We start from the raw sequence: 24,193 nt of genomic DNA on the forward strand, positions 1-24,193 counted from the left end.
TTTCCCTTTCCGGCGAGTCCGACTCTACCAGATCCTTTCGGGCCTGATTCCCAGTCAGCGGGGCTTGTCTTCCCGGCTGTTGGGCCGTTCCGACGAGTGAGACTTTAGCGGAATCCTGGCTCCCGATCCAAATCGGGGCGTCCTTTCGAACGCGGATTCCTCATTTCGCAAAAGCGCATGAAAACGAGCAGACGACGAGGCATCGAAGATGACACGGCATCGATCGCTTGAATGGTTCTGTTCTTGCGGAATGGCTGCCCGGGGACCGACCAAGGGTCGACGCTCACGTCGGGCAACTCGGAGAACACTACGTACGCGGTCTTGGCGTGTCAACCCTGGTCCGTGCCACCCCTCGCTCGCTACTGTAGGAGCCGTGACAACGCATGCGCACACCCAGCTGTGGTGGGCCGCCTGACGGCGGCCGTACACACGCATGTACTCAACGGCTGCCGACTCGGCGGCCGTTCTTGTTTCTCCCCCTGGAGGACCCGGAGCCCGGTCGTCGGGCCGGCGGTCCTGACCAGGAGGCGGAGAGATGACGAGGATCTTCAGCGGGATCAAGCCGACGGGGCATCTGACCCTGGGGAACTACCTGGGCGCCGTGCGCCAGTGGGCAGAGGTCGATCAGCACCGCGCAGAGTCGCTGTTCAGCATCGTCGATCTGCACGCCCTGACCGTGGACCACGACCCCGGTCGGGTGCGCAGGCTCAGTAGGCAGGCGGCGACGCTGTTGCTCGCGGCGGGGATCGATCCCGAGCGGGCCACCGTGTTCGTACAGAGTCATGTGGACGAGCACGCCCGGCTCTCGTATCTGCTCGAGTGTGTCGCGACGGACGGCGAGATGCGGCGGATGATCCAGTACAAGGAGAAGTCCGCGCTTGAGCGAGCCCGCGGCGGGAGTGTGCGGCTGTCGCTGCTCACCTATCCCGTGCTGATGGCGGCGGACATCCTGGCGTACGGGGCGGATCAGGTGCCGGTCGGGGACGACCAGGTGCAGCACGTGGAGCTCACCCGGGATCTGGCCGTGCGGTTCAACCAGCGGTACGGCCATACGTTCGTCGTACCGAAGGCCACGTATCCCAAGGTCGCGGCCAGGGTCATGGATCTTCAGGACCCGACGTCGAAAATGGGGAAGTCCGGCGATGCGGGGGCCGGGATCGTCTATCTGCTCGATGAGCCCGACGTCGTACGGAAGAAGATCCTGCGCGCCGTCACGGACAGCGGGAGCGAGGTCGAGTACGACCGGGAGGCCAAGCCGGGCGTCTCGAATCTCCTGGAGATCCTGGCGTCCTGCGAGGGCGGGAGTCCCGAGGGCTTGAGCGGTGTGTACGAGACGTACGGGGCCTTGAAGAAGGACACCGCCGACGCCGTGGTGGAGATGCTGAGGCCCTTGCAGGAGAAGCACAAGGAGCTGGTCGCCGATCCCGCGTATCTGGACGAGGTGCTGCGGCGGGGAGCCGAGCGGGCCAGAGGGATGGCCAGGCCGACCGTGGACACCGCCTACCGCGCGATCGGCCTGCTGCCGCCGGTGAGCGAGCCGCGGTAGGTGCTGGTCGAGGGGCGCGCGCTGTCGCGCGCCCCGAGGCCGGACGTCAGCTGTTGCTGCCGGAGGCCAGTTCGCGGCTGCGGTCGCGGGCTGCTTCGAGGGCGGCGATGAGGGCTGCCCGTACGCCGTGGTTCTCGAGTTCGCGGATGGCGTTGATGGTGGTCCCGGCCGGGGACGTGACGTTCTCGCGGAGCTTGACCGGGTGTTCGCCGCTGTCGCGGAGCATCACGGCGGCGCCGATCGCGGCCTGGACGATGAGGTCGTGGGCCTTGTCGCGGGGCAGGCCGAGGAGGATGCCCGCGTCGGTCATGGCCTCGACCAGGTAGTAGAAGTACGCCGGTCCCGAGCCGGAGAGGGCCGTGCAGGCGTCCTGCTGGGTCTCGGGGACGCGCAGGGTCTTGCCGACGGCGCCGAAGATCTCCTCGGCGTGGGCGAGGTGGGCCGCGGTGGCGTGGCCGCCGGCGGAGATCACGGACATGCCCTCGTCCACGAGGACCGGGGTGTTGGGCATGACGCGGACGACGGGGGTGCCGTCGGCGAGGCGCTCTTCGATGAAGGAGGTGGTGATACCGGCGGCGGCGCTGATGACCAGGCGGTCGGCGGTGATGTGCGGGGCGAGTTCGTCGAGGAGGCGGCCCATGTCCTGCGGCTTGACGGCGAGGATGAGGGTGCCGGCCTTCTTGGCGGCATCGGCGTTGCTGACGGGGTCGACTCCGTAGCGGGTGCGCAGCTCCGCCGCGCGCTCGGAGCGGCGGGTGGTGACCACGAGGTCGGCGGGGGCCCAGCCGGCCCGGATCATTCCGCTGAGGAGGGCTTCGCCGATCTTGCCGGTGCCGAGGACTGCGACGGGCTGGGGCATGTGTGGGTCACCCTCCAGGTGCGGGGCTAGCGAGTCAGCGCTTCAGCTGGGTGGGGTCATCCTCGCATTGGTGGGTCAGGCCGTGCGGCGGCGGAGGGTGGCGGCGCCGAGCGCGAGTACGAGTACCGCGCAGCCCGCGACGATGACGGCGTCGCGTACGAAGGCGCCGGTGACGGAGGGGTGGCGCAGGACTTCGTTCATGCCGTCCACGGCATACGACATGGGGAGGACGTTCGAGATCGCTTCGAGGGCGGGCGCCATCTTGTCGCGCGGGGTGAACAGGCCGCAGAGGAGCAGCTGGGGGAAGATCACGGCCGGCATGAACTGGACGGCCTGGAACTCGGACGCCGCGAAGGCGGACACGAAGAGGCCGAGGGCCGTGCCGAGCAGGGCGTCGAGGAGCGCGACCAGGAGCAGCAGCCAGGCGGATCCTGTGACGTCGAGGCCCAGGGCCCACAGGGCGAGGCCGGTGGCGAGGACCGACTGGATGACGGCGAGGAATCCGAAGGCGAGGGCGTAGCCAGCGATGAGGTCGCCCTTGCCCAGGGGCATCGCGAGGAGGCGTTCGAGGGTGCCGGATGTGCGTTCGCGGAGGGTGGCGATGGAGGTCACCAGGAACATCGTGATGAGGGGGAAGATGCCGAGGAGCGAGGCACCGATGGAGTCGAAGGTCGCCGGGCTGCCGTCGAACACGTAGCGCAGGAGCAGCAGCATCACGCAGGGGACGAGCAGCATCAGCGCGATGGAGCGGGGGTCGTGGCGGAGCTGCCGCAGGACACGGGCCGCGGTGGCGAGGGTGCGGTGGGTGTTCATCGGGAGCTCCTGGTGGGGGGCGCGCCTGGGGTGGGGGTCGTGCCTGGGGTGGGGGTGGCGCCTGTGGTGGGGGTGGTGTCGGCGCTCTTGGCTGCGGCGGTGGCCTCGTCCACCAGGTGGAGGAAGGCCGCTTCGACGGTTTCGGAGGCGGTACGGGTGCGCAGAGCCTCCGGGGTGTCGTCGGCGAGGAGCTCGCCTTCGCGCATGAGGAGGAGGCGGTGGCAGCGCTCGGCCTCGTCCATGACGTGCGAGGAGACGAGGATCGTGGTGCCCCGGTCGGCGGCGATGGAGTGGAAGAGGTTCCACAGGTCGCGGCGGAGTACGGGGTCGAGGCCGACGGTGGGTTCGTCGAGCACGAGGAGTTCCGGGGCGCCGAGGAGGGCCACCGCCAGGGAGACGCGGCTGCGCTGGCCTCCGGAGAGGTTGCCCGCGAGTGCGTCGGCGTGGGTGGTCAGGTCGACGTCGTCGATGACTCGGGTGACGTGCTCGTGGCGGCGGCGGGCGGCGGGGCCGCGGCCGGGGTCCAGGACGGCGGCGAAGTAGTCGAGGTTCTGGCGGACGGTGAGGTCGTCGTAGACGGAGGGGTGCTGGGTGACGTAGCCGATGCGGGAGCGGAGGCCGGGGGCGCCTGCCGCGTGGCCGAGGACGTTCAGGGTGCCGGTGACCTTGGCCTGGGTGCCGACCGTCGCGCGCATGAGCGTGGATTTGCCGCAGCCTGAAGGTCCCAGGAGGCCGGTGATCTGGCCCTTCGGGACGGTGAAGTCCAGGGCGCGCAGGACTGTGCGGGGGCCTCGGACGACGGTCAGGCCCTTCGCCTCGATGGCAGGAGGTTCGCCGATATTCATCATGTGATGATTATTGCGCGCCGGGCTGCGGGGACGTCAAGGGCGGGCGGGCGTTTTCGGGGGGCGCGACGGCTGATGGGCGGCGGCTGGTGGGCGGCTGGTGACCGACGGCTGGTGGGCGAGCGGGTGACCGACGGCTGGTGGGCGAGCGGGTGACGGGCAGCGCGAGCACCCGGCCCGTTGGGCGACGGGTGACGGGCAGCACGAGCACCCGGCCCGTTGGGCGCCGTGCGCCCGGACGATGGGCGGCGCACAGTTGTCGGGTGCGATGGGCGGCGGGCGGGGCCATCGGGTGCGACGGGCGGCGCGGGGCCATCGGGTGCACTGGGCGGCGCGCGGCCATCAGGTGGGGGTGGGCCGGGCCGATGCGTAGCCCCGGCTTTCGGGCGGCCTCCGCGGGCTGGCGAGCAGCGCCCGACCGACGGCGGCCTTCACGAGCCGACAAGCAGCGCCCGCCAACGGGTGCCCCGCACGGGCCGATGAGTAGCCCCCGGCTTTCGGGCCCCGCACCGGACGATGGGCAGCCCCGGCTATCGGGCGGCCTCCGCGGCCGATGCGCAGCGCCAAGAGGGGCGGTGGGCCGCGTACTGGGCGGCTGCCGCGTTGAAGGAGTGTGCGCGGCGCGAAGGGGCTGCGGTCATGCGGGTCAGTCTCGACCCGTGGCCCCGGGCCGCGTCACTCCTTTACTCCGTCCCTCTCCTCACTCCATGCCGTTCAAGGTGCTGTTTCAGGCCTTCTTCTTTCGGGACGGGTTGCCCGTGCGGCGTGACGTGCGCTTGGCGTACTGCTCGCGGGCCGTCTCGTACTCCTCGCGGTGCAACTGTTCGCCGGGGGCCTCGGTGAGCGAGCGGAAGAAGTAGGCGAGGAGGACGCCGACGAAGCCGATCGTCATGAGGCCGCGCATCGACGACTGGGACGCGGGGTCGTGGCGGCGGGTGAAGCCCTCCCAGGTGCGGCGGAAGGCGATCGCGCTGCAGATCGAGAACATGATGAGGACCAGGAAGTTCACGAACGTCCCTACGTCCGCGATCGCCATGCCCTCGTACGCGAAACGCAGCACGAAGCAGCCCGCCGCGGCGGCGAGCAGTGATCCTGCCGCGACACCCGCGCGACGTGCGCCGTAGCCGTTGTCGTGGCCGACCCAGGTCGTGCCGAAGAAGCGGATGGGCTCGGGCTGCGGGCCTGGGGCCGTCGCCGCCGTCGCCGTGCGGTCGGGGGTGCTGGAATCTGCGCTCACCCGTCGAGTATCGCCCGGGGCGGCCTCGATGCGGGTGCGGGGCGGGTGCGGGGCGGCCTCGACGCGGTGTGCGGGGCGGCGTGCGTACGCGGCGGAGTGGGCGCGTGGCGGTCTGTGGGCAGGCTCTCCCTATTCGTCCCCCGCCTTGCCCCGCACTACCACTCGGCGGCTAGTTTGTGAGGCAGGACAAATACACGGACCCATGCGGGAACTGGTGCACGGGAGGACGGGGAGGTCGGGAAGAGTGTCGCTCCGCGGAGGTGACCCAGCTGAGATCGGCGGCTACCCGCTTGAGGCACGGCTCGGCTCGGGCGGCATGGGCACGGTCTTTCTGGCACGTACGGCATCGGGGCGGCCGGTCGCGATCAAGCTGATCCACCAGCAGTTCGCCGGGGACGAAGAGTTCCGCATCCGTTTCCGGCAGGAGGTGGCGGCGGCTCGGCGGGTGAGCGGCGCGTTCACCGCGGCCGTGGTCGACGCCGACCCGGAGGCCGAGTATCCGTGGATGGCGACCTCTTACATCGAGGGGCGCACTCTCGCCCAGCGCATCACGGAGACGGGCCCGCTGACCGGCCCGGACCTGCGCATGCTGGCCATCGGTCTGACGGAGGCGCTGCGTGACATCCATCGCGCGGGCGTCGTGCACCGTGACCTGAAGCCCTCGAACGTCGTGCTCTCGCCCGAGGGACCGCGCGTCATCGACTTCGGCATCTCGCGCGCCGCGGACCAGCAGACGCTGACGATGACGGGCCGGGTCATAGGTACGCCGCCGTTCATGTCGCCGGAGCAGTTGCAGGCGCCGCGTGGGGTCGGACCGCGGTCCGACGTCTTCTCGCTGGGTACGTTGCTGGTGTACGCGGCGACGGGGCAGGGGCCGTTCGACGCGGACAGCCCGTATATGACGGCGTATCAAGTGGTGCACGAGCCGCCGGAGTTGGCTGCTGTTCCGGCCGCTCTGCGCGCGGTGGTCGAGCCGTGCCTCGACAAGGACCCGGACGCGCGTCCGTCGGCGGACCAGCTGCTCGAGCGGCTGCGGGATCTGCCTGCCGAGCTGGGGGACGCGCCGCAGGGGGCGCGGGGCAGCCTCACGCGGGACACGAACACGCAGCATCACCGGTCATCGGGGGTCGGGACCGGGGCCGGGACCGGGGTCGGGGCCGGAGTCGGGACCGGGGCCGGGGCCGGAGTCGGGGTCGAGGTCGGGGCCGGAGTCGGGGTCGAGGTCGGGGTCGGGACCAGCACCGGGATCAGCACGGAGGGCGGTTCGGGTGCGAGCGAAGGCACCCTCGTCGTCCGTGGATCGCGCCGCCGTTGGCGCCCCGTGCTCGCCGCGGCCGTAGCCGTGACCGCGCTCGGGGGCGGGATCGCCGCGCTCCAGCTCGGCTCGTCCGGCGCCCCGTCCGGTGACGGGGACGGCAACGACAAGGAACGCACGGTCGCCGCGGCCGAAGCGCCCCTGCCCGACGGCTTCCGGCCGTGGCGCGCCACCGTCCCCAACGACCTCGACATCCCGGACGAGGTGCGCTGCGTACCGCGCAAGGACGCGTTGTTCTGCGGGGGCGGCGGGGTCGTCGCGACCCGGCTCCGGATCTCCGACGGCAAGGAGGTCTGGAAGGTGAAGAGCCCCGGCGTGCCCACGCAGGGCATGCACATCGTGGGCGCCACGAACGACACCGTCCTCGGCTACCGCCTCCCGCCGGAGGGATCGGGGCAGCCGCAGAAGCTGGTGGCCCTGGACGCCGACACCAGCAAGGAACTGTGGTCCCGGCCGATCAGCGGCCAGTCGACGGCCGTCGCCGGGCGGACGGACGACGCGGTCCTGTCCGGCTCGACCGTCCTGTCCGTCGACACGGGCCGTACACGGGTCGAGGCCAGGGACGCGCGCACCGGGCGCACGCTCTGGTCGACGCCGTTCCCCGCGGGCTCACAGTGCACGCCGGTCGCGGCCGGTCAGCGGATGTACGCGATGTGCGCGCCGGCCGCCGAAGTCGCGAACGTCGACGTGCGCCACCCCGTCCTCCACACCCTCGACCTCAAGTCGGGGACGTTCGGCAAGGGCATCCCGGTCCAGGGTCCCGTACACCCGGCCGGGGTGAGCGAGGGCGAGCTCGTGCTCCTTCACCAGCGGCGGAACGGGCCCGAGTTCCTCGGGTACGACAAGGTGCTGCGGGTCGACCCGGGCAGCGGTCGCGTCGAGTCCCGGCCGCTGAAGAAGACGTACGACGCGACGCCCGGCATCGCGGACGGCACCGTCTACTTCGCCGAGCAGACGGGGCGGATCAGCGCGGTGGATCCCGCGACCGGACGCCAGAAGTGGACCCGGCAGACGAGTGTGGAGGGAGCCTCGGGGCCGGTGCCCGCCGCGGATGCCGGATCCGGGAGCGGCTCCCTCTATTTCAGCTCCGCCAGCGGGCGGGTCGTCGCCCTCTCCACGCGCAGCGGCAAACCGCTCTGGAGCACGGGGCCGCGGGCGGACGGGCTCACCGGTGGCACGAACGCGAGTCCGCGGGTCGCGGTGTCGGGGCGTGTGGTGGTGGTGACCGCGGCCGAGAACACGGTCTTCACCTTCGACGCGACGAAGCCGCCGAAGTCCGAGTGAACTTCGGCGGCCCGCGCGCGGCTGTGGCTCTGGCCGTGGCCGTGACTATGGCTGTGGCTGTGGCTGTGGCTCAGCAGCGGGGTGCGACGTAGCCGCTGCTGCCCGTACGGATGTACGTGTCGGAGACGTAGCGGCCGCTGCCGATGCGGTCCCAGAGCTTCGACGTGCCGGTCGGGCCCGTGACCTTCTCGCCCGGCTTCTGGCAGAGGATCGTCACTCGGGTTCCTGCCGAGACGTGGCCGACCTTGCCGTACGACGTGCCCGGGCCCGAGCGGACGTTGACGTCCGCGACGATCGCGTACGTCTTCGCCGCCGCGGCTTCGATCTCCTCCGCGGACTCCGGTGCTATGACGTTCTCGCTCATGCTTCTCTCCCCCGTGAAGCGGCGGCTCGGGGCCGCCCTGGCGCGTTCGCTCACAGGGGTGGACGCGTGGGTGTGCCGGGGCGGTTGCGGGGGGCCGGGGCTGAAGAACAGTGAGCCGCGCCCCGTAAGGGGCGCGGGGAACTGCGCGACCAGCCCCCACCGGCCCGGGGATCCAGCACCGCACTCCGGCACCGCACTCCGGCACCGCACTCCGGGCGGAGCCCGGGCCGGGCTCACCGTAAAAAGGCAGGCGCTAGCCCAGCTTCGACACGTCCCGCACCGCGCCGCGGTCCGCGCTCGTGGCCATGGCCGCGTAGGCCCGCAGGGCCGCCGAGACCTTGCGCTCGCGGGACTTGGGGGCGTAGACGCCGCCCAGGGCCTCGCGGCGGCGGGTCAGTTCGGCGTCGTCGACGAGGAGTTCGATGCCGCGGTTGGGGATGTCGATGCGGATGCGGTCGCCATCCTCGACCAGGGCGATCGCGCCGCCGGACGCCGCCTCGGGCGACGCGTGGCCGATCGACAGGCCCGACGTGCCGCCGGAGAAGCGGCCGTCCGTGACCAGGGCGCAGGCCTTGCCGAGGCCGCGGCCCTTCAGGAAGGAGGTGGGGTAGAGCATTTCCTGCATGCCGGGGCCGCCCTTGGGGCCCTCGTAGCGGATGACGACCACGTCGCCTTCCTTGATCTCCTTCTTGAGGATCTTGTCGACCGCTTCCTCCTGCGACTCGCAGACCACGGCCGGTCCCTCGAACGTCCAGATCGACTCGTCGACGCCCGCCGTCTTCACGACGCAGCCGTCCTCGGCGAGGTTGCCCTTGAGGACCGCGAGGCCGCCGTCCTTCGAGTACGCGTGGGCCGCGTCCCTGATGCAGCCGCCCGCGGCGTCCGTGTCCAGGGTCGCCCAGCGCTTCGACTGGGAGAAGGCCGTCGCCGAGCGCTCGCAGCCCGGGGCCGCGTGCCACAGCTCGACCGCCTCGGCGGACGGAGAACCGCCGCGCACGTCCCAGGTCTCCAGCCAGTCCTTGATGGACGCGGAGTGGACCGTGTGCACGTCCTCGTTGAGGAGGCCGCCGCGGTACAGCTCGCCCAGGATCGCGGGGATGCCGCCGGCGCGGTGCACGTCCTCCATGTAGTACGTGCCGCCGGGCGCGACGTTCGGGGCGACCTTGGCCAGGCAGGGGACGCGGCGCGAGACCTCGTCCATGTCGGCGAGGCTGTAGTCCAGTTCGGCCTCCTGCGCCGCCGCGAGCAGGTGCAGGATCGTGTTCGTGGAGCCGCCCATGGAGATGTCGAGCGCCATGGCGTTGTCGAAGGCGGCACGGGTGGCGATGTTGCGCGGCAGGACCGACTCGTCGTCGCCGTCGTAGTAACGCTTGGCGATCTCGACGACCGTTTCGCCCGCCTTCTCGTACAGCGCCTTGCGGGCGGTGTGCGTGGCGAGCACCGAGCCGTTGCCGGGCAGGGAGAGGCCGATGGCCTCGGTCAGGCAGTTCATGGAGTTGGCCGTGAACATGCCGGAGCAGCTGCCGCAGGTCGGACAGGCGTTCTCCTCGATGCGGAGGATGTCCTCGTCCGAGACGTTCTCGTCGACCGCGTCGCTGATCGCGTTGACCAGGTCGAGTTTTCGGACCGTGCCGTCCACCAGCGTGGCCTTGCCGGCCTCCATCGGGCCGCCGGAGACGAAGACCGTCGGGATGTTGAGGCGCAGGGCCGCGTTCAGCATGCCGGGGGTGATCTTGTCGCAGTTGGAGATGCAGATCAGGGCGTCGGCGCAGTGCGCCTCCACCATGTACTCCACGGAGTCCGCGATCAGATCGCGCGAGGGCAGCGAGTACAGCATGCCGCCGTGGCCCATCGCGATGCCGTCGTCCACGGCGATCGTGTTGAACTCGCGCGGGATGGCGCCCGCCGCGACGATCGCCTCGGAGACGATCCGGCCGACCGGCTGCAGGTGGGTGTGGCCCGGGACGAACTCGGTGAAGGAGTTGGCGACGGCGATGATCGGCTTCCGCCCGATGTCCGCGCCGGGTACACCGGAAGCACGCATAAGGGCGCGTGCGCCCGCCATGTTGCGGCCGTGGGTGACTGTGCGGGACCTGAGCTCGGGCATCGTCGCTCGCTCCTTCTGAGATCTCAGAGACATAGGAATCGACTGTTTTCGAGGGTACGCCGACGCTCCACGATCTGGACAGCCTGTCCGAATAGCGGGATATCCGTCTCGGTGAGCGGCCGGCGAGAAGAGGTGGGCGGCGAGGTCAGGGCCCGGTCAGATGCCCCTGCACCACCGGCGCGATCCGCGCGATGATCGCCTCCGGGTCCGCTGAAGCCAGCGGCTCCACCTGGATCACGTACCGCAGCATCGCCGTGCCCACCAGCTGCGCGGCCGCCAGTTCCGCCCGCAGCTCGGCGTCCGGCTGATCGATCCTGCGCGCCACCCTGCTGAGCAGTTGCGCCGCGATGAGGCGGCGGAAGACGGCCGCCGCCGTCTCGTTGTTCACCGCCGAGCGCACGATCGCGAGCAGCGGTACACGGGTCGCGGGGTTCTCCCAGACGCCGAAGATGAAACGGGTCAGGCGCTCGCCGACACCTTCGAGCGGGCCCTCGTCGATCGCCGTCGGCGCGTCGAGCGCGGGCGCGAAGGCCACTTCGATCGCCGACTCGAAGACCTGCTCCTTCGTGCCGAAGTAGTGGTGCACGAGCGCCGAGTCCACCCCGGCCGCCTTGGCGATCCGGCGCACGGACGTCTTCTCGTACCCATGGGCGGAGAACTCGGTGCGGGCCGCCTCCAGGATGCGGTCGCGCGTCGCGGGGCCCTCGGCGGACTGCGTACGGGAAGGACGTCCTCGGCGGCGCGGAGCCGCACCACCCTGTGCCGCACCACCACCCTGGGAGGCATCGCCCCGTGCCGTCTTCGTCACGACCGGGGCACCTTCACCGCGGACGCCAGATGCAGCCGCGTATAGGCGAGAGCCTCGGCGAGGTCCGCCTCGCGTTCGGCACTGGACATCGCGCGCCGCGTATTGACCTCGATGACGACGTGTCCGTCGAAGCCGTTCGTCGCCAGGCGCTCCAGGAGCTCGGCGCACGGCTGCGTGCCGCGGCCGGGCACCAGGTGCTCGTCCTTGGCCGAGCCCTTGCCGTCGGCGAGGTGGACGTGCCCGAGGCGGTCGCCCATGCGGTCGATCATCCGCATCGCGTCCGTGCGGGCGGTCGCGGTGTGGCTGAGGTCGACCGTGAAGTGGCGGTAGTCGTCCTTGGTGACGTCCCAGTCGGGGGCGTACGCGAGCATCTCGCGGTCGCGGTAGCGCCACGGGTACATGTTCTCGACAGCGAAGCGGACGTCCGTCTCGTTCGCCATGCGCCAGACACCGTCGACGAAGGCGTTCGCGTACCCGCGCTGCCAGCGGAAGGGCGGATGCACGACGACGGTCGACGCGCCCAGCTTCTCGGCGGCGGTCTGCGCGCGCTGGAGTTTGACCCAGGGGTCCGTGGACCACACGCGCTGCGTGATCAGGAGACACGGCGCGTGGACGGCGAGGATCGGGATCTGGTGGTAGTCGCTGAGTCTGCGCAGGGCCTCGATGTCCTGGCTGACGGGGTCGGTCCACACCATGACCTCGACACCGTCGTAGCCAAGGCGCGCGGCGATCTCGAAGGCCGTCGCCGTCGACTCCGGATAGACCGAGGCCGTCGACAGGGCGACCTTCGCATCCGGGATGCGCACCACTGGTTCTGCCACGAGGGACAGCGTACGGGCCTGACCCAGGCACCGGGGAGGTGGTCTCCCACACACCCGAGTCCTGTGTGACGTATGTCTACTGGCGGGAAGACGCACGCCTATGCGCCGTCGTCCGCGGTTGTGCGCCACTACCGCCCGGCTACCGCCCGGCTCCCGGCCGACTACCGGCCGACTACCGCCCTATGGCGTCGGAAGATGGTCGAGCCTGCGCAGGATCACGCCCTCGCGCAGTGCCCACGGACAGATCTCAAGGGTCTCGACGCCGAAGAGATCCATCGCACCCTCGGCGACGAGCGCACCGGCGAGCAGCTGTCCGGCCCGTCCCTCGGAGACTCCGGGCAGTTCGGCACGCTCCACGGCCGTCATCGCGGCCAGTTGCGGGACCCAGTCCTCCAGGGACTTCCGCTTCAGTTCGCGCTGTACGTAGAGGCCGTCGGCGGAGCGTGCGGCGCCCGCGAGCCTGGCCAGCTGCTTGAACGTCTTCGACGTCGCCACGACGTGGTCAGGGGCGCCGAAGCGGCTGAACTCCCCCACCGTGCGGGCGATCTGGGCGCGCGCGTGCCGCCGCAGCGCCTTCACGTCTGCGGGGTCCGGCGGGTCCTGGCTCAGCCAGGCAGACGTCAGACGGCCCGCGCCGAGCGGCAGGCTGACTGCCGCGTCCGGTTCCTCGTCGATGCCGTACGCGATCTCCAGGGAGCCGCCGCCGATGTCGATGACCAGGAGCTTCCCCGCCGACCAGCCGAACCAGCGGCGTGCGGCGAGGAAGGTGAGGCGGGCCTCCTCGGCGCCGGTGAGGACCTGCAGATCGACGCCGGTCTCCTCCCTGACCCGGGCGAGGACCTGGTCGGCGTTGCTGGCCTCGCGCACCGCGGAGGTCGCGAACGGCAGCAGATCCTCCACGCCCTTGTCCTCCGCGGCCTCCATCGCGTCGCGGACGGTGGCGACCAGGAGGTCGACGCCTTCGGGGCCGATCGCCCCGGCGTCGTCGAGGAGTTGGGCGAGGCGCAGGTCGGCCTTGTGCGAATACGCGGGCAGCGGGCGCGCGCCGGGGTGGGCGTCCACCACCAGCAGATGCACCGTGTTCGAACCAACGTCGAGGACACCGAGTCTCATATACGGAACGCTACTGCGCGTACGGCTGTCGCTGGTCCTCGGACCGGGTACCGCGCGCATACCCTGGAGACGTGCCAAAGACGAAAAAGGCGAAGACCGACAAAACGAAGCCGAAGAACAAGTCGGGGAAGCGGGAGAAGCCTGCGAAGGCGGATAAGCCTGCGAAGGCGCAGCCGGACGAGAAGGGCCTCGACTTCGCCCGAGCCTGGGTGGAGTTCCCTGATCCCGCGGACGACGAGCAGGTCTTCCGCTGCGATCTGACATGGCTGACCTCTCGGTGGAGCTGCATCTTCGGCAGTGGCTGCCAGGGCATCGCGGCGGGCCGGGCGGACGACGGCTGCTGCACGCTGGGCGCGCACTTCTCGGACGAGGACGACGAGAAGCGGGTCGCCGAGTCCGTGGCGCGGCTCACTCCGGACATCTGGCAGCACCACGACATCGGTACGGAGTCCGGGTGGGTGTCGACGGACGACGACGGCGAGCGCCAGACCCGCCCGTACAACGGCTCCTGCATCTTCCAGAACCGACCCGGTTTCGCCGGGGGCGCGGGGTGCTCGCTGCACATCCTCGCGCTGAAGGAGGGCCGCGAGCCGCTGGAGACGAAGCCGGACGTCTGCTGGCAGTTGCCGGTCCGGCGGACGTACGAGTGGATCGACCGGCCCGATGACACGCGCATCCTGCAGGTGTCCATCGGGGAGTACGACCGGCGGGGCTGGGGTCCCGGTGGCCACGATCTGCACTGGTGGTGCACGTCGGCGACGTCGGCGCACGGTGCCGGTGATCCGGTGTACGTCTCCTACCGGCCCGAGCTGACGGAGCTGATGGGCAAGGAGGGGTACGACCGGCTCGCGGAGCTGTGCGAGGAGCGGCTCGCCTCTCAGCTGCCTCTGCTCGCGCCGCATCCTGCGGATCCCTCTCGCTGACAACCCGCCGGGCCGGGTCCGGCGGATCCCTCTCGCTGGCATCCCGCCGAGCCGGGTCCGGCGGATCCCTCTCGCTGGCATCCCGCCGGGCCGGGTCCGGCGGATCCCTCTCGCTGACATCCCGCCGGGCCGGGTCCCGCGTGCCGTCATCACCGGCTCCGCCGAGTTCGTCCCCGGAGGCCGGAGGGGCTGAGATTCCAGCCCCTCCGGACTTCGAGGATCGGCGCGCGGATGAACGCGGATGAACGGGGGACGAGAGCGGGGGATGGAACGGATGGAACTAGCCCTCGCTCGGGCTCGGGTCGCCGCTGTCGCTGGGCGGCGGTGTCGAGTTTCCCGGGTCCGATGGCGTCGGGGTCGGGTCCGGGGTCGTCGGGGTGGGATCCGGGGTCGACGGTGTCGGGGTCGGGTCCGGGGTCGACGGGGTCGGCCTGGGTTTTGGTGGGGTCGGGGTCGGCCGGGGGCCGGGGTGTGTCGGGCGGCCCGATCCGTTGCCGTACCCGTCGATCGAGATGATCGCCCCCGAGGGTGCGATGGAGACGCGTGCGCTCCAGTGGCCCGCCGGCTCCCGTGCACGGTCGACGTACACCCGGATCGTGGCCGTCTGTCCCGGCGCGAGCGTCCCGGAGGACCGGCTCAGGTTGAGCCAGGGCGCCCCCGCGCTCGCCGACCAGTGGACCGGCTCGCCCCCTGACGCGGAGAGCGTGATCAGTGTCGTACCGCCGCTCGACTGCGCCTCGACGGTGAGGCGTCCGGCGCCGGTCCCCGAGCGGGACGGCGGTGATCCGGCGCTGATGACCTCCACGGAGACGTCCGGTGAGTGACTGCCCGCGGTGAAGCGGGGGTCGGGAGGCGTGTCGGCGTTGCCCGCGTTCTCGTAGTCCTCGTGCCTGCGGTCGCCGTTCACCGCGTCGGACCCGGACTCGCTCGCGCTGACCGAGCGGCCGTCCTGGCCTTCGCCGGTCAGCGGCGCCCCGCGGTACGCCGCCCAGAGCGCGAGCACCGGCGCGGCCACCACGGTGGCGACGACCGTCGTCGTCACGGCACGCGCGCGCATCCGGTCGCGGCGGGCGGCGTGGTCCTTGGGATCCATCGGGAAACCGCGCCGGTCGAAGCGCGGACCGCCGCCCCGCGCGCGCGGGACATGCGCCATCGCCACGTGCACGGCGGCCCGCGGGGCCTCGATGACGGGCAGCGCGGCCGGGGACACCGCCGTGCCGGGCCAGGACCCTGATCCGGCACGCTCGGCGGTGCGGCGGCAGCGCGGGCAGTCGTCCACGTGCCGGACGAGTTCACGGCGCAGGGCCGTGCCCAGGAGGAGTTGGTTGTCGCCGGTGAGGCGGGCGACGATCGGGCAGGTGCCGGTCTCCACGACGGCGAGCGCGGCCCGGGTGCGCTCCACCTCGCAGGCGGCGGAGGCGAGGAGGTCGCGGGTCCTGGCGACGTCAAGCCCGATGACCGCGGAGACCTCCTGCGGGGAGAGCTGGTGGCGTACGGCCAGCTCAAGGGCCTCGCGCTGCTCGGGGGTCGTGCCCGCGGCCTCGGGCCAGGCCAGCTGGGCGAGTTCACGGCGCCGCTGCCGCTGCGTCTCGTCCGGCGGTGTCGCGGACGCGGGGGACGCGGGGGACTCAGGAGACTCGGTGGACGCGGGGGACGCGGCGGACTCGGTGGACTCGGTGGGTTTCGGGACGCGGGCGGCCGATCCGGAGGCGTGCGCGCCCTGGCGCTTGCGCTTGGCGTCGGCGAGGGCACGCAGGCAGACCCAGCGGGCGAGTGCGTACAGCCAGGACTTCAGTTCGGCCTCGCCGACGGGGCCGCGTGAGCCGCGGCGCTCGGCGATGGCGAGCACGTCGCCCAGGGCGGCGGTCGCGGCGTCATGATCGCAGAGGACGGACAGGCAGTACGTGAACAGGCCATCCAGACAGGGCTCATAGCGTGTGGGAGGCGCCTGCGGCACCGAGCGGGGCACAACGCGCTGGCGCGCGTCCCGATGCGCCCGGTGTGCGCCGGTTGCTTGCGTGGGGGTTTCCGGCCTGCTGCTCATCACCCGTGCGAAGTTAGGCGGATGCTGGCGAGTCCCTCCTCCACCTTGAGCACATTTAATCCTTACGGGTGAATAGATCCCTCATAAGGGGACAGGAACCCGCGATTCCGTGACTCGCGCCGCGAGCCGTTCGGATCGCGTGCGCCACCGTGATCAGATCGCGTGCGCCACTGTGATCGGATCGCGTGCGCCACTGTCAGTGGTGCCCGCTACGGTTCGGTTCATGGCTGCCCGTACGAAATCCGGCAAAGACCGGCCGTCCTACCGCTGCACCGAGTGCGGCTGGCAGACGGCCAAGTGGCTCGGCCGCTGCCCCGAGTGCCAGGCCTGGGGCACGGTCGAGGAGTACGGCGCGCCCGCGGTCCGCACCACGGCCCCCGGCCGTGTCACCTCGTCCGCCCTGCCCATCGGCGAGGTCGACGGCCGACAGGCCACCGCACGCTCCACCGGAGTGCCCGAGTTCGACCGCGTCCTGGGCGGCGGCCTCGTCCCCGGCGCCGTGGCGCTGCTCGCGGGCGAGCCGGGCGTCGGCAAGTCGACGCTGCTCCTGGACGTCGCGGCGAAGTCGGCGAGCGACGAGCACCGCACGCTCTATGTGACGGGCGAGGAGTCGGCGAGCCAGGTCCGGCTGCGCGCCGACCGCATCAAGGCCATCGACGACCACCTCTATCTGGCGGCCGAGACCGATCTCGCCGCCGTTCTGGGGCACTTGGACGCGGTGAAGCCGTCCCTCCTGATCCTCGACTCGGTCCAGACGATCGCGTCGCCGGAGATCGACGGGGCGCCGGGCGGCATGGCCCAGGTCCGCGAGGTGGCGGGCGCGCTGATCCGCGCCTCCAAGGAGCGCGGCATGTCCACGCTCCTGGTCGGCCACGTCACCAAGGACGGCGCGATCGCGGGCCCCCGCCTCCTGGAGCACCTCGTGGACGTCGTCCTGTCCTTCGAGGGCGACCGTCACGCGCGCCTGCGCCTCGTCCGGGGCGTCAAGAACCGGTACGGGACGACGGACGAGGTCGGCTGCTTCGAACTGCACGACGAGGGCATCACCGGCCTCGCCGACCCCAGCGGCCTCTTCCTCACCCGGCGCACGGAGGCCGTCCCCGGCACCTGTCTGACGGTCACGCTCGAAGGCCGCCGCCCCCTGGTCGCCGAGGTCCAGGCCCTCACCGTCGAGTCCCAGATCCCCTCCCCCCGCCGCACCACGTCCGGCCTGGAGACCTCCCGCGTCTCGATGATGCTGGCCGTCCTGGAGCAGCGCGGCCGCATCACCGCCCTCGGCAAGCGCGACATCTACAGCGCGACGGTCGGCGGAGTGAAGCTCTCCGAGCCGGCCGCCGACCTCGCGATCGCCCTCGCCCTGGCCAGCGCGGCGAGTGACACCCCGCTGCCGAAGAATCTCGTCGCGATCGGCGAGGTGGGCCTGGCGGGCGAGGTCAGACGGGTCACGGGGGTCCAGCGCAGACTGTCCGAAGCGCACCGTCTGGGCTTCACCCACGCCCTCGTTCCGGCCGATCCGGGCAAGGTTCCGCCCGGTATGAAGGTCATCGAAGTCGCCGACATGGGGGACGCGCTGCGTGTTCTTCCGACGTCGCGTCGCAGAGAGGCCCCACGGAAGGACGAAGAGCGCCGGTAGACTTTGCCCTGGTCTCGCCCAACCGTACGAAGCAGTCGTGTGGACCGGGGCTAGGACAACCCGCGACCCGAGGAGTGCAGTGGCAGCCAACGACCGGGCGTCAGCTCCCGGCAAGTCCGGTGGAAGCTCCGGCGCCGACGGGCTGATGCGTGCCTCCCTGAGCGCGGTCGCGCCCGGCACAGGCCTGCGCGACGGACTCGAGCGCATCCTCCGCGGCAATACCGGAGGGCTCATCGTCCTCGGCTGGGACAAGACCGTCGAATCCATGTGTACGGGCGGCTTCATCCTGGACGTCGAGTTCACGGCGACCCGGCTGCGCGAGCTCTGCAAGCTCGACGGCGGAATCGTCGTCGACAAGGACATCACCAAGATCCTGCGGGCGGGCGTGCAGCTCGTCCCCGACCCGAACATCCCCACCGAGGAGACGGGCACCCGGCACCGCACCGCGGACCGCGTGTCCAAGCAGGTGGGCTTCCCCATCGTCTCCGTCTCCCAGTCCATGCGCCTCATCGCGCTCTACGTGGACGGTCAGCGCAAGGTCCTCGAGGACTCGGCGGCGATCCTGTCCCGCGCGAACCAGGCCCTCGCGACCCTGGAGCGCTACAAGCTGCGCCTCGACGAGGTGGCGGGCACGCTGTCCGCCCTGGAGATCGAGGACTTGGTGACGGTCCGCGACGTCACCGCGGTCGCCCAGCGCCTGGAGATGGTGCGCCGCATCGCCACGGAGATCGCCGAGTACGTGGTGGAGCTGGGCACCGACGGCCGTCTGCTCGCCCTCCAGCTGGACGAGTTGATCGCGGGTGTCGAGCCCGAGCGCGAGCTGGTCGTCCGGGACTATGTTCCCGAGCCGACCGCGAAGCGCTCCCGCACGGTCGAGGAGGCGCTCTTCGAGCTGGACGCGCTCTCGCACGCGGAGCTCCTTGAACTGCCCACCGTGGCACGGGCGTTGGGTTACACCGGCTCTCCGGAAGCGCTGGACTCCGCGGTCTCCCCGCGGGGCTTCCGCCTCCTGGCCAAGGTGCCGCGCCTTCCCGGCGCGATCATCGACCGGCTCGTCGAGCACTTCGGGGGGCTTCAGAAGCTTCTCGCTGCGAGCGTCGATGACTTGCAGACTGTGGACGGGGTGGGGGAGGCGCGGGCCCGGAGCGTGCGCGAGGGACTCTCGCGGCTCGCCGAGTCGTCGATTCTGGAGCGGTACGTCTAAAGGCTGCGAGTGGGTGAGTGAGTGGGCGGCGGCTTTCCCGCCCACCACCCGATCGCCCCGCGCTCAGCTGTCTTCGAGCACGAACGAGGCCTGCGCCGATCCAAGACCGGAAGACTTGGCCTCGACCAGGTAGGTTCCCGGCGCCGCGCTCCCCGCCGAAGGCGTCGCGCAGTGGGGCTCGCTCCCCCGGCGGTTCCACTCGACGGTGTGCGTGACCCGGCCCTCGCCCGGCACCTGGAGCAGCAGGCTCCCGCCGCCCGCGGGGCAGTCCTTCGAGGACCAGATCACCTTGTCGCTGTCGGCCTGAGTGATCGTCAGGACCGTTTTCCTGCCGCCGAGATCCGCCTTGCAGGCCTTGCCCGCACTGTTCTGGGCGATGATCTCGAACTTCGGCTTCTGACCGACCTCGTACGTGTTGTGCACGCTCCGCAGCTTCAACTTCACGTCATCGCTGGAGCAGTTGGGGAGGCTCGATCCGGCGGGCAGCTGTCCGCCCGCACCGCCGCCGCCCTTGGCGCCGTCGTCGGAGCCGCTGCCGTCTCCGCCGCCGGAGCTCTCCGAGCCGCCGGAACCGGCGGAATCACCTGAGCCGCCGCCCGAGCCACCGGAGCCGGAGCCGCCGTCGCCCTCGTCGCCCGACTCGTCTCGCCCACCCGGGTTTTGGCTGATGGCGGGCCCTGATTCGGAAGGTCCGGGTGTGATGGACGTGGCGGGATCGGAACCCGACGGGCCGTCGGCGCCGTTCTTCTGGCCCCCACCCCCCAGGGTGAGCACCCACACGACAAGCAGAGCCATCAGTCCGATCAAGGACAGCAGAACGGCCCTCCGACGCCAGTAGATACTGGAGGGAAGCGGCCCGACCGGATTGCGCATAGATCCCACGGCCCAAACCTTACGAGAGATCCGCGCCGTATCCTGCCCCACCCGCCGCCCTGAACAACAAAGTTTACGGATCATCATCACGGAACCAGTGATTCCGCTTCCCGTACCCCTGTCTTTCGTCAGGGGCTGTGACGGGTCGATCGCCGGATGTGACGATTCGGACCTACTCCGTACCGTCCGTAATCATGGACACCATGGACGACGATCTCTATCGCGATGTCACCGACTTCGCCCACGACACCCCTACCTGGTTCCAGCATCTCGCCGAGGTGTGGACGGAACTCGGGCTGCTGCTCTTCGGCGTGCTCTTCATCGTCGCCTGGTGGCGGGCACGGCGCGGTGACCCCCGCGCCCTCGCGATAGCTGTTCTCGCACCCCTCGTCACTGCGGTGGCCTACGTGTGCAGCGAGGTGCTCAAGTCCGCGATCACCGAGGAACGCCCGTGCCGGGCCGTCTCCGGGGCGCTCAACTCGATCGTCGAGTGCCCGGCGTACGGCGACTGGTCCTTCCCCAGCAACCACTCGACGATCGCGGGCGCCGCTGCCGTCGGGCTCGCCCTTGCCTGGCCGCGGATCGCGGCCCTCACGCTGCCGATGGCCGTGCTCATGGGGTTCTCGCGGGTCTTCGTGGGTGTGCACTATCCGCATGACGTGGCAGTGGGTCTGCTCCTCGGAGCCGCGCTCGCCTTCCTCCTCGTCCGTCTCGCGACCCGCCCGGTGGCACGCGTCGCCGAGACGATGCGCGGGTCGTCGACGGGCGTCGTCAGGTGGTTCGCGGGCCCGGGCGGCCCGACGCCGAACGCGACGTCGCACCGGCGGCCCGCGTCGCACCGCCGCTGAGACGTCCGAGACGGTGAGACGTCCGAGACGGTGAGGTGTCCGAGATGGTGAGCTGTCCGAACTCTTGAGGCGGCGTCAGAGCCGCACAAGTCCCGCCTCGTAGGCGACGATCGCCGCCTGGACACGGTTCTTGACCCCGAGCCGGTCGAGGACCGCGCTCACGTACGCCTTGACCGTGCCTTCCACCAGATGGAGCCGGGCGGCGATCTCCGGGTTGGAGAGCCCCTCCCCGACGAGCCCGAGCACTTCGCGCTCGCGCGGGGTGAGGGCCGCGGTCCTGGCGCGGGCGTCGGCGCCACGGCCCATACGCTGTGCGCCATATCCGTCGATGACGTGGCGGGCCACCTTGGGCGAGAGGAAGGCGGCGCCACCGGCCACCGCGCGCACACCCGCGATGAGTTCGTGCGGGTCGCCCGACTTCAGCAGAAACCCGGTGGCTCCGCCGCTCAGCGCCCGCGCCACGTACGCGTCCTCGGAGAAGGTCGTCAGCATCGCGACCGCGGTGCCGGGCACCGTCCGTACGATCTCCTCGCCCGCTGCCAGGCCGTCGAGCCCCGGCATGCGGATGTCGAGCAGCACGACGTCGGGCCGGTGGGCCTGCGCGAGCGCGACCGCCTCTCTGCCGTCACCGGCCTCCGCGACGACCTCGATGTCATCGCCCGCGCCGAGGATCGCGCGGACGCCGGCGCGGATCATCGCCTCGTCGTCGGCCAGCAGTACGCGGATCACCGCACCCACTCCTTCACTCCTCGCTCCTCATTCCTCACTCCTTACACGTGCTCCCGCACTTCACCGACGGCTCCGGCCCCGACCCCGGCCTTGGGGATCACGCTCTTCTCCACGAGGATCCCGCCGTCGAAACAGACCCTGAAGTGCTCGACCGTGACGAAGAGTTCGCCGCTGGCCCGGTAGTAGCGGCAGTCGGCGCCCTCGGGGGGCGGGGTCGGGGCGCGCTCGTCGGGCGGATCGGACGCGTCTGTGTCGGGCAGTATCCGTACGGCGTCGGCCTGGGCCTGGCCGACCGTGAGGCGGGCGAAGTCGGCCGGTTCGAGTACGGCGTGCGATCGCGAGTACGCGTACCAGGCGAAGGCGCCGCCCACGAGGAGTACTCCGGTGGCCAGAGCTGCTCCGAAGGCCAGCACGGTTCGGCGCCTCGCGTACGCGGGGCCGGTGGGGGCGGCGGGTGTCACCGGGAGCGGCTCCCCGCCCTCTGCGGGGAGCCGTGCGACGACCCGGAATCCGTCGCCGTGCGGCCCCGCGTCGAGGGTGCCGCCGAGGTCCTCGACCCTGGCCCGCAGGCCTACGAGGCCGGAGCCGACGCCCGGCCCCGAACCCGGCTCCTTGGCGGGCCCGTTGGTGACGACCACGGTCGCCGCCCTCACCTCGACGGTCACGGAGGCGCCGGGGGCATGCTTGGCGGCGTTGGTGAGGGCTTCCTGGACTATTCGGTGGACGGTCCGGTCGGTCTCTTCTGTTCGGTGCGGCTCGTCATTCGGGGGCGGCTCTGCTTTCGGGGGCAGCTCTTCCTTCGGGGGCGGCTCGTCTGTCTGAGGTGATCTTGTACGGTCCTCATCCGCGTCCCCGGCCACGTACCGGACCGGCAGGCCCGAGTCGGCGGCCCGCTCCACCAGGGCCCGTACGCTTTCGCCCGCCGGGGCCAGCGGCGCGACCTCGTCCCCCTCTTCCCTCAGCAGCCCGATGATCTCGTGCAGCCGGTCCGTGGCGTCCGACGCGGCCACGCGCAGGTCGGCGGCGGCGCCTCGGTGCCGTTCCGGCAGGTCGGCGGCAACTTGGAGTGCGCCGGCCCGTACCGCGATGAGGCTCAGCTCGTGCCCCAGGGAGTCATGCATGTCCTGGGCGATCCGGGCCCGTTCCCGCAGCCTGGCCCGGTCGGCGACGATGCGCTGCTCGCGCTCCAGCTGGCCTGCGCGGGCCCATCCCGCGGCGGCGAGTTCCCGGCCCTGCCGGAGGTAGCGCCCCGCGAGCCACGGGAAGACCGCGCCGAAGAGCAGGGTGCCCATGAGGACGAGCCACTCCACGACGGGGTCGACCCCGCGTACGACGATCTTTGCCGTGCCCAGCAGGGCGATGGCCCCGAAGAGGAGGAGCGCGGGCCTCACGCGGGTGGCTTTGCGGCCCATGAGCAGGGCGAACACGGCGAGGGCGGTGCCGTACGAGAGTGTGAACAGGGAGGGCGCCGCTGCGAGCTCCAGGCCTGCTGCCGCTGCGAAGCCCGCCTGGGGCCAGCGGCGCCAGGCGGCTGCGGCTAGGCCGAGTACCGCGATGCCCGCTGCCTGTTGCCAGGCCGGGCGGGGCTCGTTCAGGCCCATCCTGTCCACTGTCAGCGCGGGGACGGCCAGCGCTGCCCAGAGGAGGGCGTCCGCCCGGCGTCTGCTTCTCACCTGCGTGACGCTACTTCGCGGGTCCCGGTGGGCGCCCCTGCCGATCGTCAGGTCCTCGGGCTTGACGGGCGTGGCTCTCCCTCCCACCCGCCCGATTGCCCCCACCACCCCACACCGAACAACCCCGCCCGATTGCCACGCGACCGCCCCGCCTGTCCCGCCCTCCGCCGCCCCCATGGCAGGATCGTCCTGCCATGACTGCGCCCACGAAGCCCATGCCGCCCATGCCGATGTCAGACACCCCCGAGCCCGTCCCCGAGGCCCTGCACAGTCCCGTCATCGCCTGGTTCGACGCGAACGCGCGCGATCTGCCCTGGCGTCGGCCCGACGCCGGGCCCTGGGGAGTGATGGTCAGCGAGTTCATGCTGCAGCAGACGCCGGTCAGCCGCGTCCTGCCGGTGTACGAGCAGTGGATCGCCCGCTGGCCCCGCCCCGCCGACCTCGCCAAGGAAGCCCCGGGCGAAGCCGTCCGCGCCTGGGGACGGCTCGGCTATCCGCGCCGTGCGCTCCGGCTGCACGGCGCCGCCGTCGCCATAACGGAACGGCACGGCGGCGACGTACCGGCGAAGCACGCACAGCTGCTCGCACTGCCCGGCATCGGTGAGTACACCGCCGCGGCCGTCGCCTCCTTCGCGTACGGGCAGCGGCACGCCGTCCTCGACACGAACGTGCGCCGCGTCTTCGCCCGCGCCGTCACCGGCGTCCAGTACCCGCCCAACGCCACCACCGCCGCCGAGCGCAAGCTGGCCCGCGCACTCCTCCCCGACGACGAGCGCACGGCGTCCCGCTGGGCCGCCGCCTCCATGGAGCTCGGTGCCCTCGTCTGCACCGCCAAGAACGAGGACTGCGCCCGCTGCCCCATCGCCGAGCAGTGCGCGTGGCAGGCGGCGGGCAAACCGGCGCACCAGGGTCCGGCCCGCCGGGGTCAGACGTACGCGGGCACGGACCGCCAGGTCCGCGGCAAGCTGCTCGCGGTGCTTCGGGAGGCCGTGGCGCCCGTTCCGCAGACGGCCCTCGACCGGGTGTGGGACGAGCCCGTGCAGCGGGCCCGCGCGCTGGACGGTCTTGTCGCCGACGGCCTCGTCGAGCCACTCGCCGGGAACCTCTACCGCCTGCCCCTCACCTGAGGGACCGCCCCTCACCTGACGAAGCAG

Annotated in this window: 20 protein-coding genes; 7 read left to right on the forward strand and 13 right to left on the reverse strand. The window is 71.3% G+C overall.

The genetic code is table 11. From position 1 onward, the window contains the following. Positions 1-535 precede the first annotated feature (535 nt). A complete protein-coding gene (gene trpS, locus ACFVXC_RS05105) occupies positions 536-1,546 on the forward strand; it encodes a tryptophan--tRNA ligase (RefSeq protein ID WP_389901593.1) in 1,011 nt (336 codons plus the stop codon). A gap of 46 nt (positions 1,547-1,592) precedes the next feature. Here the strand turns inward: trpS and proC are convergent, their stop codons facing one another. The 4 genes from proC to ACFVXC_RS05125 form a co-directional block, all read right to left on the reverse strand. After that, positions 1,593-2,405, reverse strand: a complete 813-nt coding sequence (gene proC, locus ACFVXC_RS05110; RefSeq protein ID WP_389901594.1) for a pyrroline-5-carboxylate reductase — start codon at positions 2,403-2,405, stop codon at positions 1,593-1,595. Between the two features lie 75 nt (positions 2,406-2,480). Continuing rightward, a complete protein-coding gene (locus ACFVXC_RS05115; protein WP_389901595.1) occupies positions 2,481-3,218 on the reverse strand; it encodes an ABC transporter permease in 738 nt (245 codons plus the stop codon). Next, positions 3,215-4,066 (reverse strand): ABC transporter ATP-binding protein, encoded by an 852-nt coding sequence (locus ACFVXC_RS05120; RefSeq protein ID WP_389901596.1) that lies wholly within the window; start codon positions 4,064-4,066, stop codon positions 3,215-3,217. Before ACFVXC_RS05120 ends, ACFVXC_RS05115 begins: the two co-directional genes overlap by 4 nt. A gap of 724 nt (positions 4,067-4,790) precedes the next feature. Beyond that, a complete protein-coding gene (locus tag ACFVXC_RS05125; RefSeq protein WP_389901597.1) occupies positions 4,791-5,300 on the reverse strand; it encodes an EamA/RhaT family transporter in 510 nt (169 codons plus the stop codon). Positions 5,301-5,544: 244 nt separating this feature from the next. On the opposite strand from ACFVXC_RS05125, the gene ACFVXC_RS05130 reads away from it, so the two are divergent. Further along, complete coding sequence (locus ACFVXC_RS05130) at positions 5,545-7,899, forward strand: PQQ-binding-like beta-propeller repeat protein (protein ID WP_389901598.1); 2,355 nt, start codon at positions 5,545-5,547, stop codon at positions 7,897-7,899. A 70-nt stretch (positions 7,900-7,969) separates the two neighbouring features. Here ACFVXC_RS05130 and ACFVXC_RS05135 read toward each other — a convergent pair whose 3' ends face one another. The 5 genes from ACFVXC_RS05135 to ACFVXC_RS05155 all read right to left on the reverse strand — a co-directional run bounded on the left by ACFVXC_RS05135 (position 7,970) and on the right by ACFVXC_RS05155 (position 13,112). Further along, positions 7,970-8,263, reverse strand: a complete 294-nt coding sequence (locus tag ACFVXC_RS05135) for an SH3 domain-containing protein (RefSeq protein ID WP_389901600.1) — start codon at positions 8,261-8,263, stop codon at positions 7,970-7,972. 253 nt (positions 8,264-8,516) lie between these two features. Beyond that, positions 8,517-10,370 carry a dihydroxy-acid dehydratase gene (gene ilvD, locus ACFVXC_RS05140; protein ID WP_389901602.1) on the reverse strand — a complete coding sequence of 618 codons (1,854 nt, stop codon included), beginning with the start codon at positions 10,368-10,370 and terminating at the stop codon, positions 8,517-8,519. Between the two features lie 145 nt (positions 10,371-10,515). Beyond that, complete coding sequence (locus tag ACFVXC_RS05145; RefSeq protein WP_389901604.1) at positions 10,516-11,178, reverse strand: TetR family transcriptional regulator; 663 nt, start codon at positions 11,176-11,178, stop codon at positions 10,516-10,518. After that, positions 11,175-11,999 (reverse strand): sugar phosphate isomerase/epimerase family protein, encoded by an 825-nt coding sequence (locus ACFVXC_RS05150; protein ID WP_389901605.1) that lies wholly within the window; start codon positions 11,997-11,999, stop codon positions 11,175-11,177. The genes ACFVXC_RS05145 and ACFVXC_RS05150 overlap by 4 nt, the downstream gene beginning before the upstream one ends. A gap of 180 nt (positions 12,000-12,179) precedes the next feature. Then, positions 12,180-13,112 (reverse strand): Ppx/GppA family phosphatase, encoded by a 933-nt coding sequence (locus tag ACFVXC_RS05155; protein WP_389901606.1) that lies wholly within the window; start codon positions 13,110-13,112, stop codon positions 12,180-12,182. Between the two features lie 71 nt (positions 13,113-13,183). Between ACFVXC_RS05155 and ACFVXC_RS05160 the strand changes: the two genes are divergently transcribed. Beyond that, positions 13,184-14,035, forward strand: a complete 852-nt coding sequence (locus tag ACFVXC_RS05160) for a hypothetical protein (protein ID WP_389901608.1) — start codon at positions 13,184-13,186, stop codon at positions 14,033-14,035. A gap of 280 nt (positions 14,036-14,315) precedes the next feature. Here the strand turns inward: ACFVXC_RS05160 and ACFVXC_RS05165 are convergent, their stop codons facing one another. Beyond that, positions 14,316-16,079, reverse strand: coding sequence for a hypothetical protein (locus ACFVXC_RS05165; protein WP_389901610.1), 1,764 nt, complete (start codon positions 16,077-16,079; stop codon positions 14,316-14,318). A 223-nt stretch (positions 16,080-16,302) separates the two neighbouring features. Here ACFVXC_RS05165 and radA point away from each other — a divergent pair, with 223 nt between their 5' ends. Further along, positions 16,303-17,712 (forward strand): DNA repair protein RadA, encoded by a 1,410-nt coding sequence (gene radA / locus ACFVXC_RS05170; RefSeq protein WP_389901612.1) that lies wholly within the window; start codon positions 16,303-16,305, stop codon positions 17,710-17,712. A gap of 79 nt (positions 17,713-17,791) precedes the next feature. Beyond that, on the forward strand, positions 17,792-18,916 hold the full coding sequence (gene disA, locus ACFVXC_RS05175; RefSeq protein WP_389901613.1) for a DNA integrity scanning diadenylate cyclase DisA: 1,125 nt from the start codon (positions 17,792-17,794) through the stop codon (positions 18,914-18,916). Between the two features lie 63 nt (positions 18,917-18,979). Here the strand turns inward: disA and ACFVXC_RS05180 are convergent, their stop codons facing one another. Then, entirely contained in the window at positions 18,980-19,798 is an 819-nt protein-coding gene (locus ACFVXC_RS05180; protein ID WP_389901615.1) for a hypothetical protein, read from the reverse strand. Positions 19,799-19,983: 185 nt separating this feature from the next. Here ACFVXC_RS05180 and ACFVXC_RS05185 point away from each other — a divergent pair, with 185 nt between their 5' ends. Continuing rightward, positions 19,984-20,637 (forward strand): phosphatase PAP2 family protein, encoded by a 654-nt coding sequence (locus tag ACFVXC_RS05185; protein ID WP_389901617.1) that lies wholly within the window; start codon positions 19,984-19,986, stop codon positions 20,635-20,637. A gap of 75 nt (positions 20,638-20,712) precedes the next feature. On the opposite strand, the gene ACFVXC_RS05190 is transcribed toward ACFVXC_RS05185, so the two are convergent. Together ACFVXC_RS05190 and ACFVXC_RS05195 are read right to left on the reverse strand one after the other, a co-directional pair. Beyond that, complete coding sequence (locus ACFVXC_RS05190; protein WP_389901618.1) at positions 20,713-21,366, reverse strand: response regulator; 654 nt, start codon at positions 21,364-21,366, stop codon at positions 20,713-20,715. Between the two features lie 41 nt (positions 21,367-21,407). Continuing rightward, positions 21,408-23,039: a sensor histidine kinase gene (locus tag ACFVXC_RS05195; protein WP_389901619.1), complete on the reverse strand. Its 1,632-nt coding sequence runs from the start codon at positions 23,037-23,039 to the stop codon at positions 21,408-21,410. A gap of 194 nt (positions 23,040-23,233) precedes the next feature. On the opposite strand from ACFVXC_RS05195, the gene ACFVXC_RS05200 reads away from it, so the two are divergent. Then, positions 23,234-24,166: an A/G-specific adenine glycosylase gene (locus ACFVXC_RS05200; protein ID WP_389901620.1), complete on the forward strand. Its 933-nt coding sequence runs from the start codon at positions 23,234-23,236 to the stop codon at positions 24,164-24,166. Positions 24,167-24,193 lie beyond the last annotated feature (27 nt).

This window comes from Streptomyces sp. NPDC058257 (assembly GCF_042881845.1).
Lineage (GTDB): Bacteria > Actinomycetota > Actinomycetes > Streptomycetales > Streptomycetaceae > Streptomyces.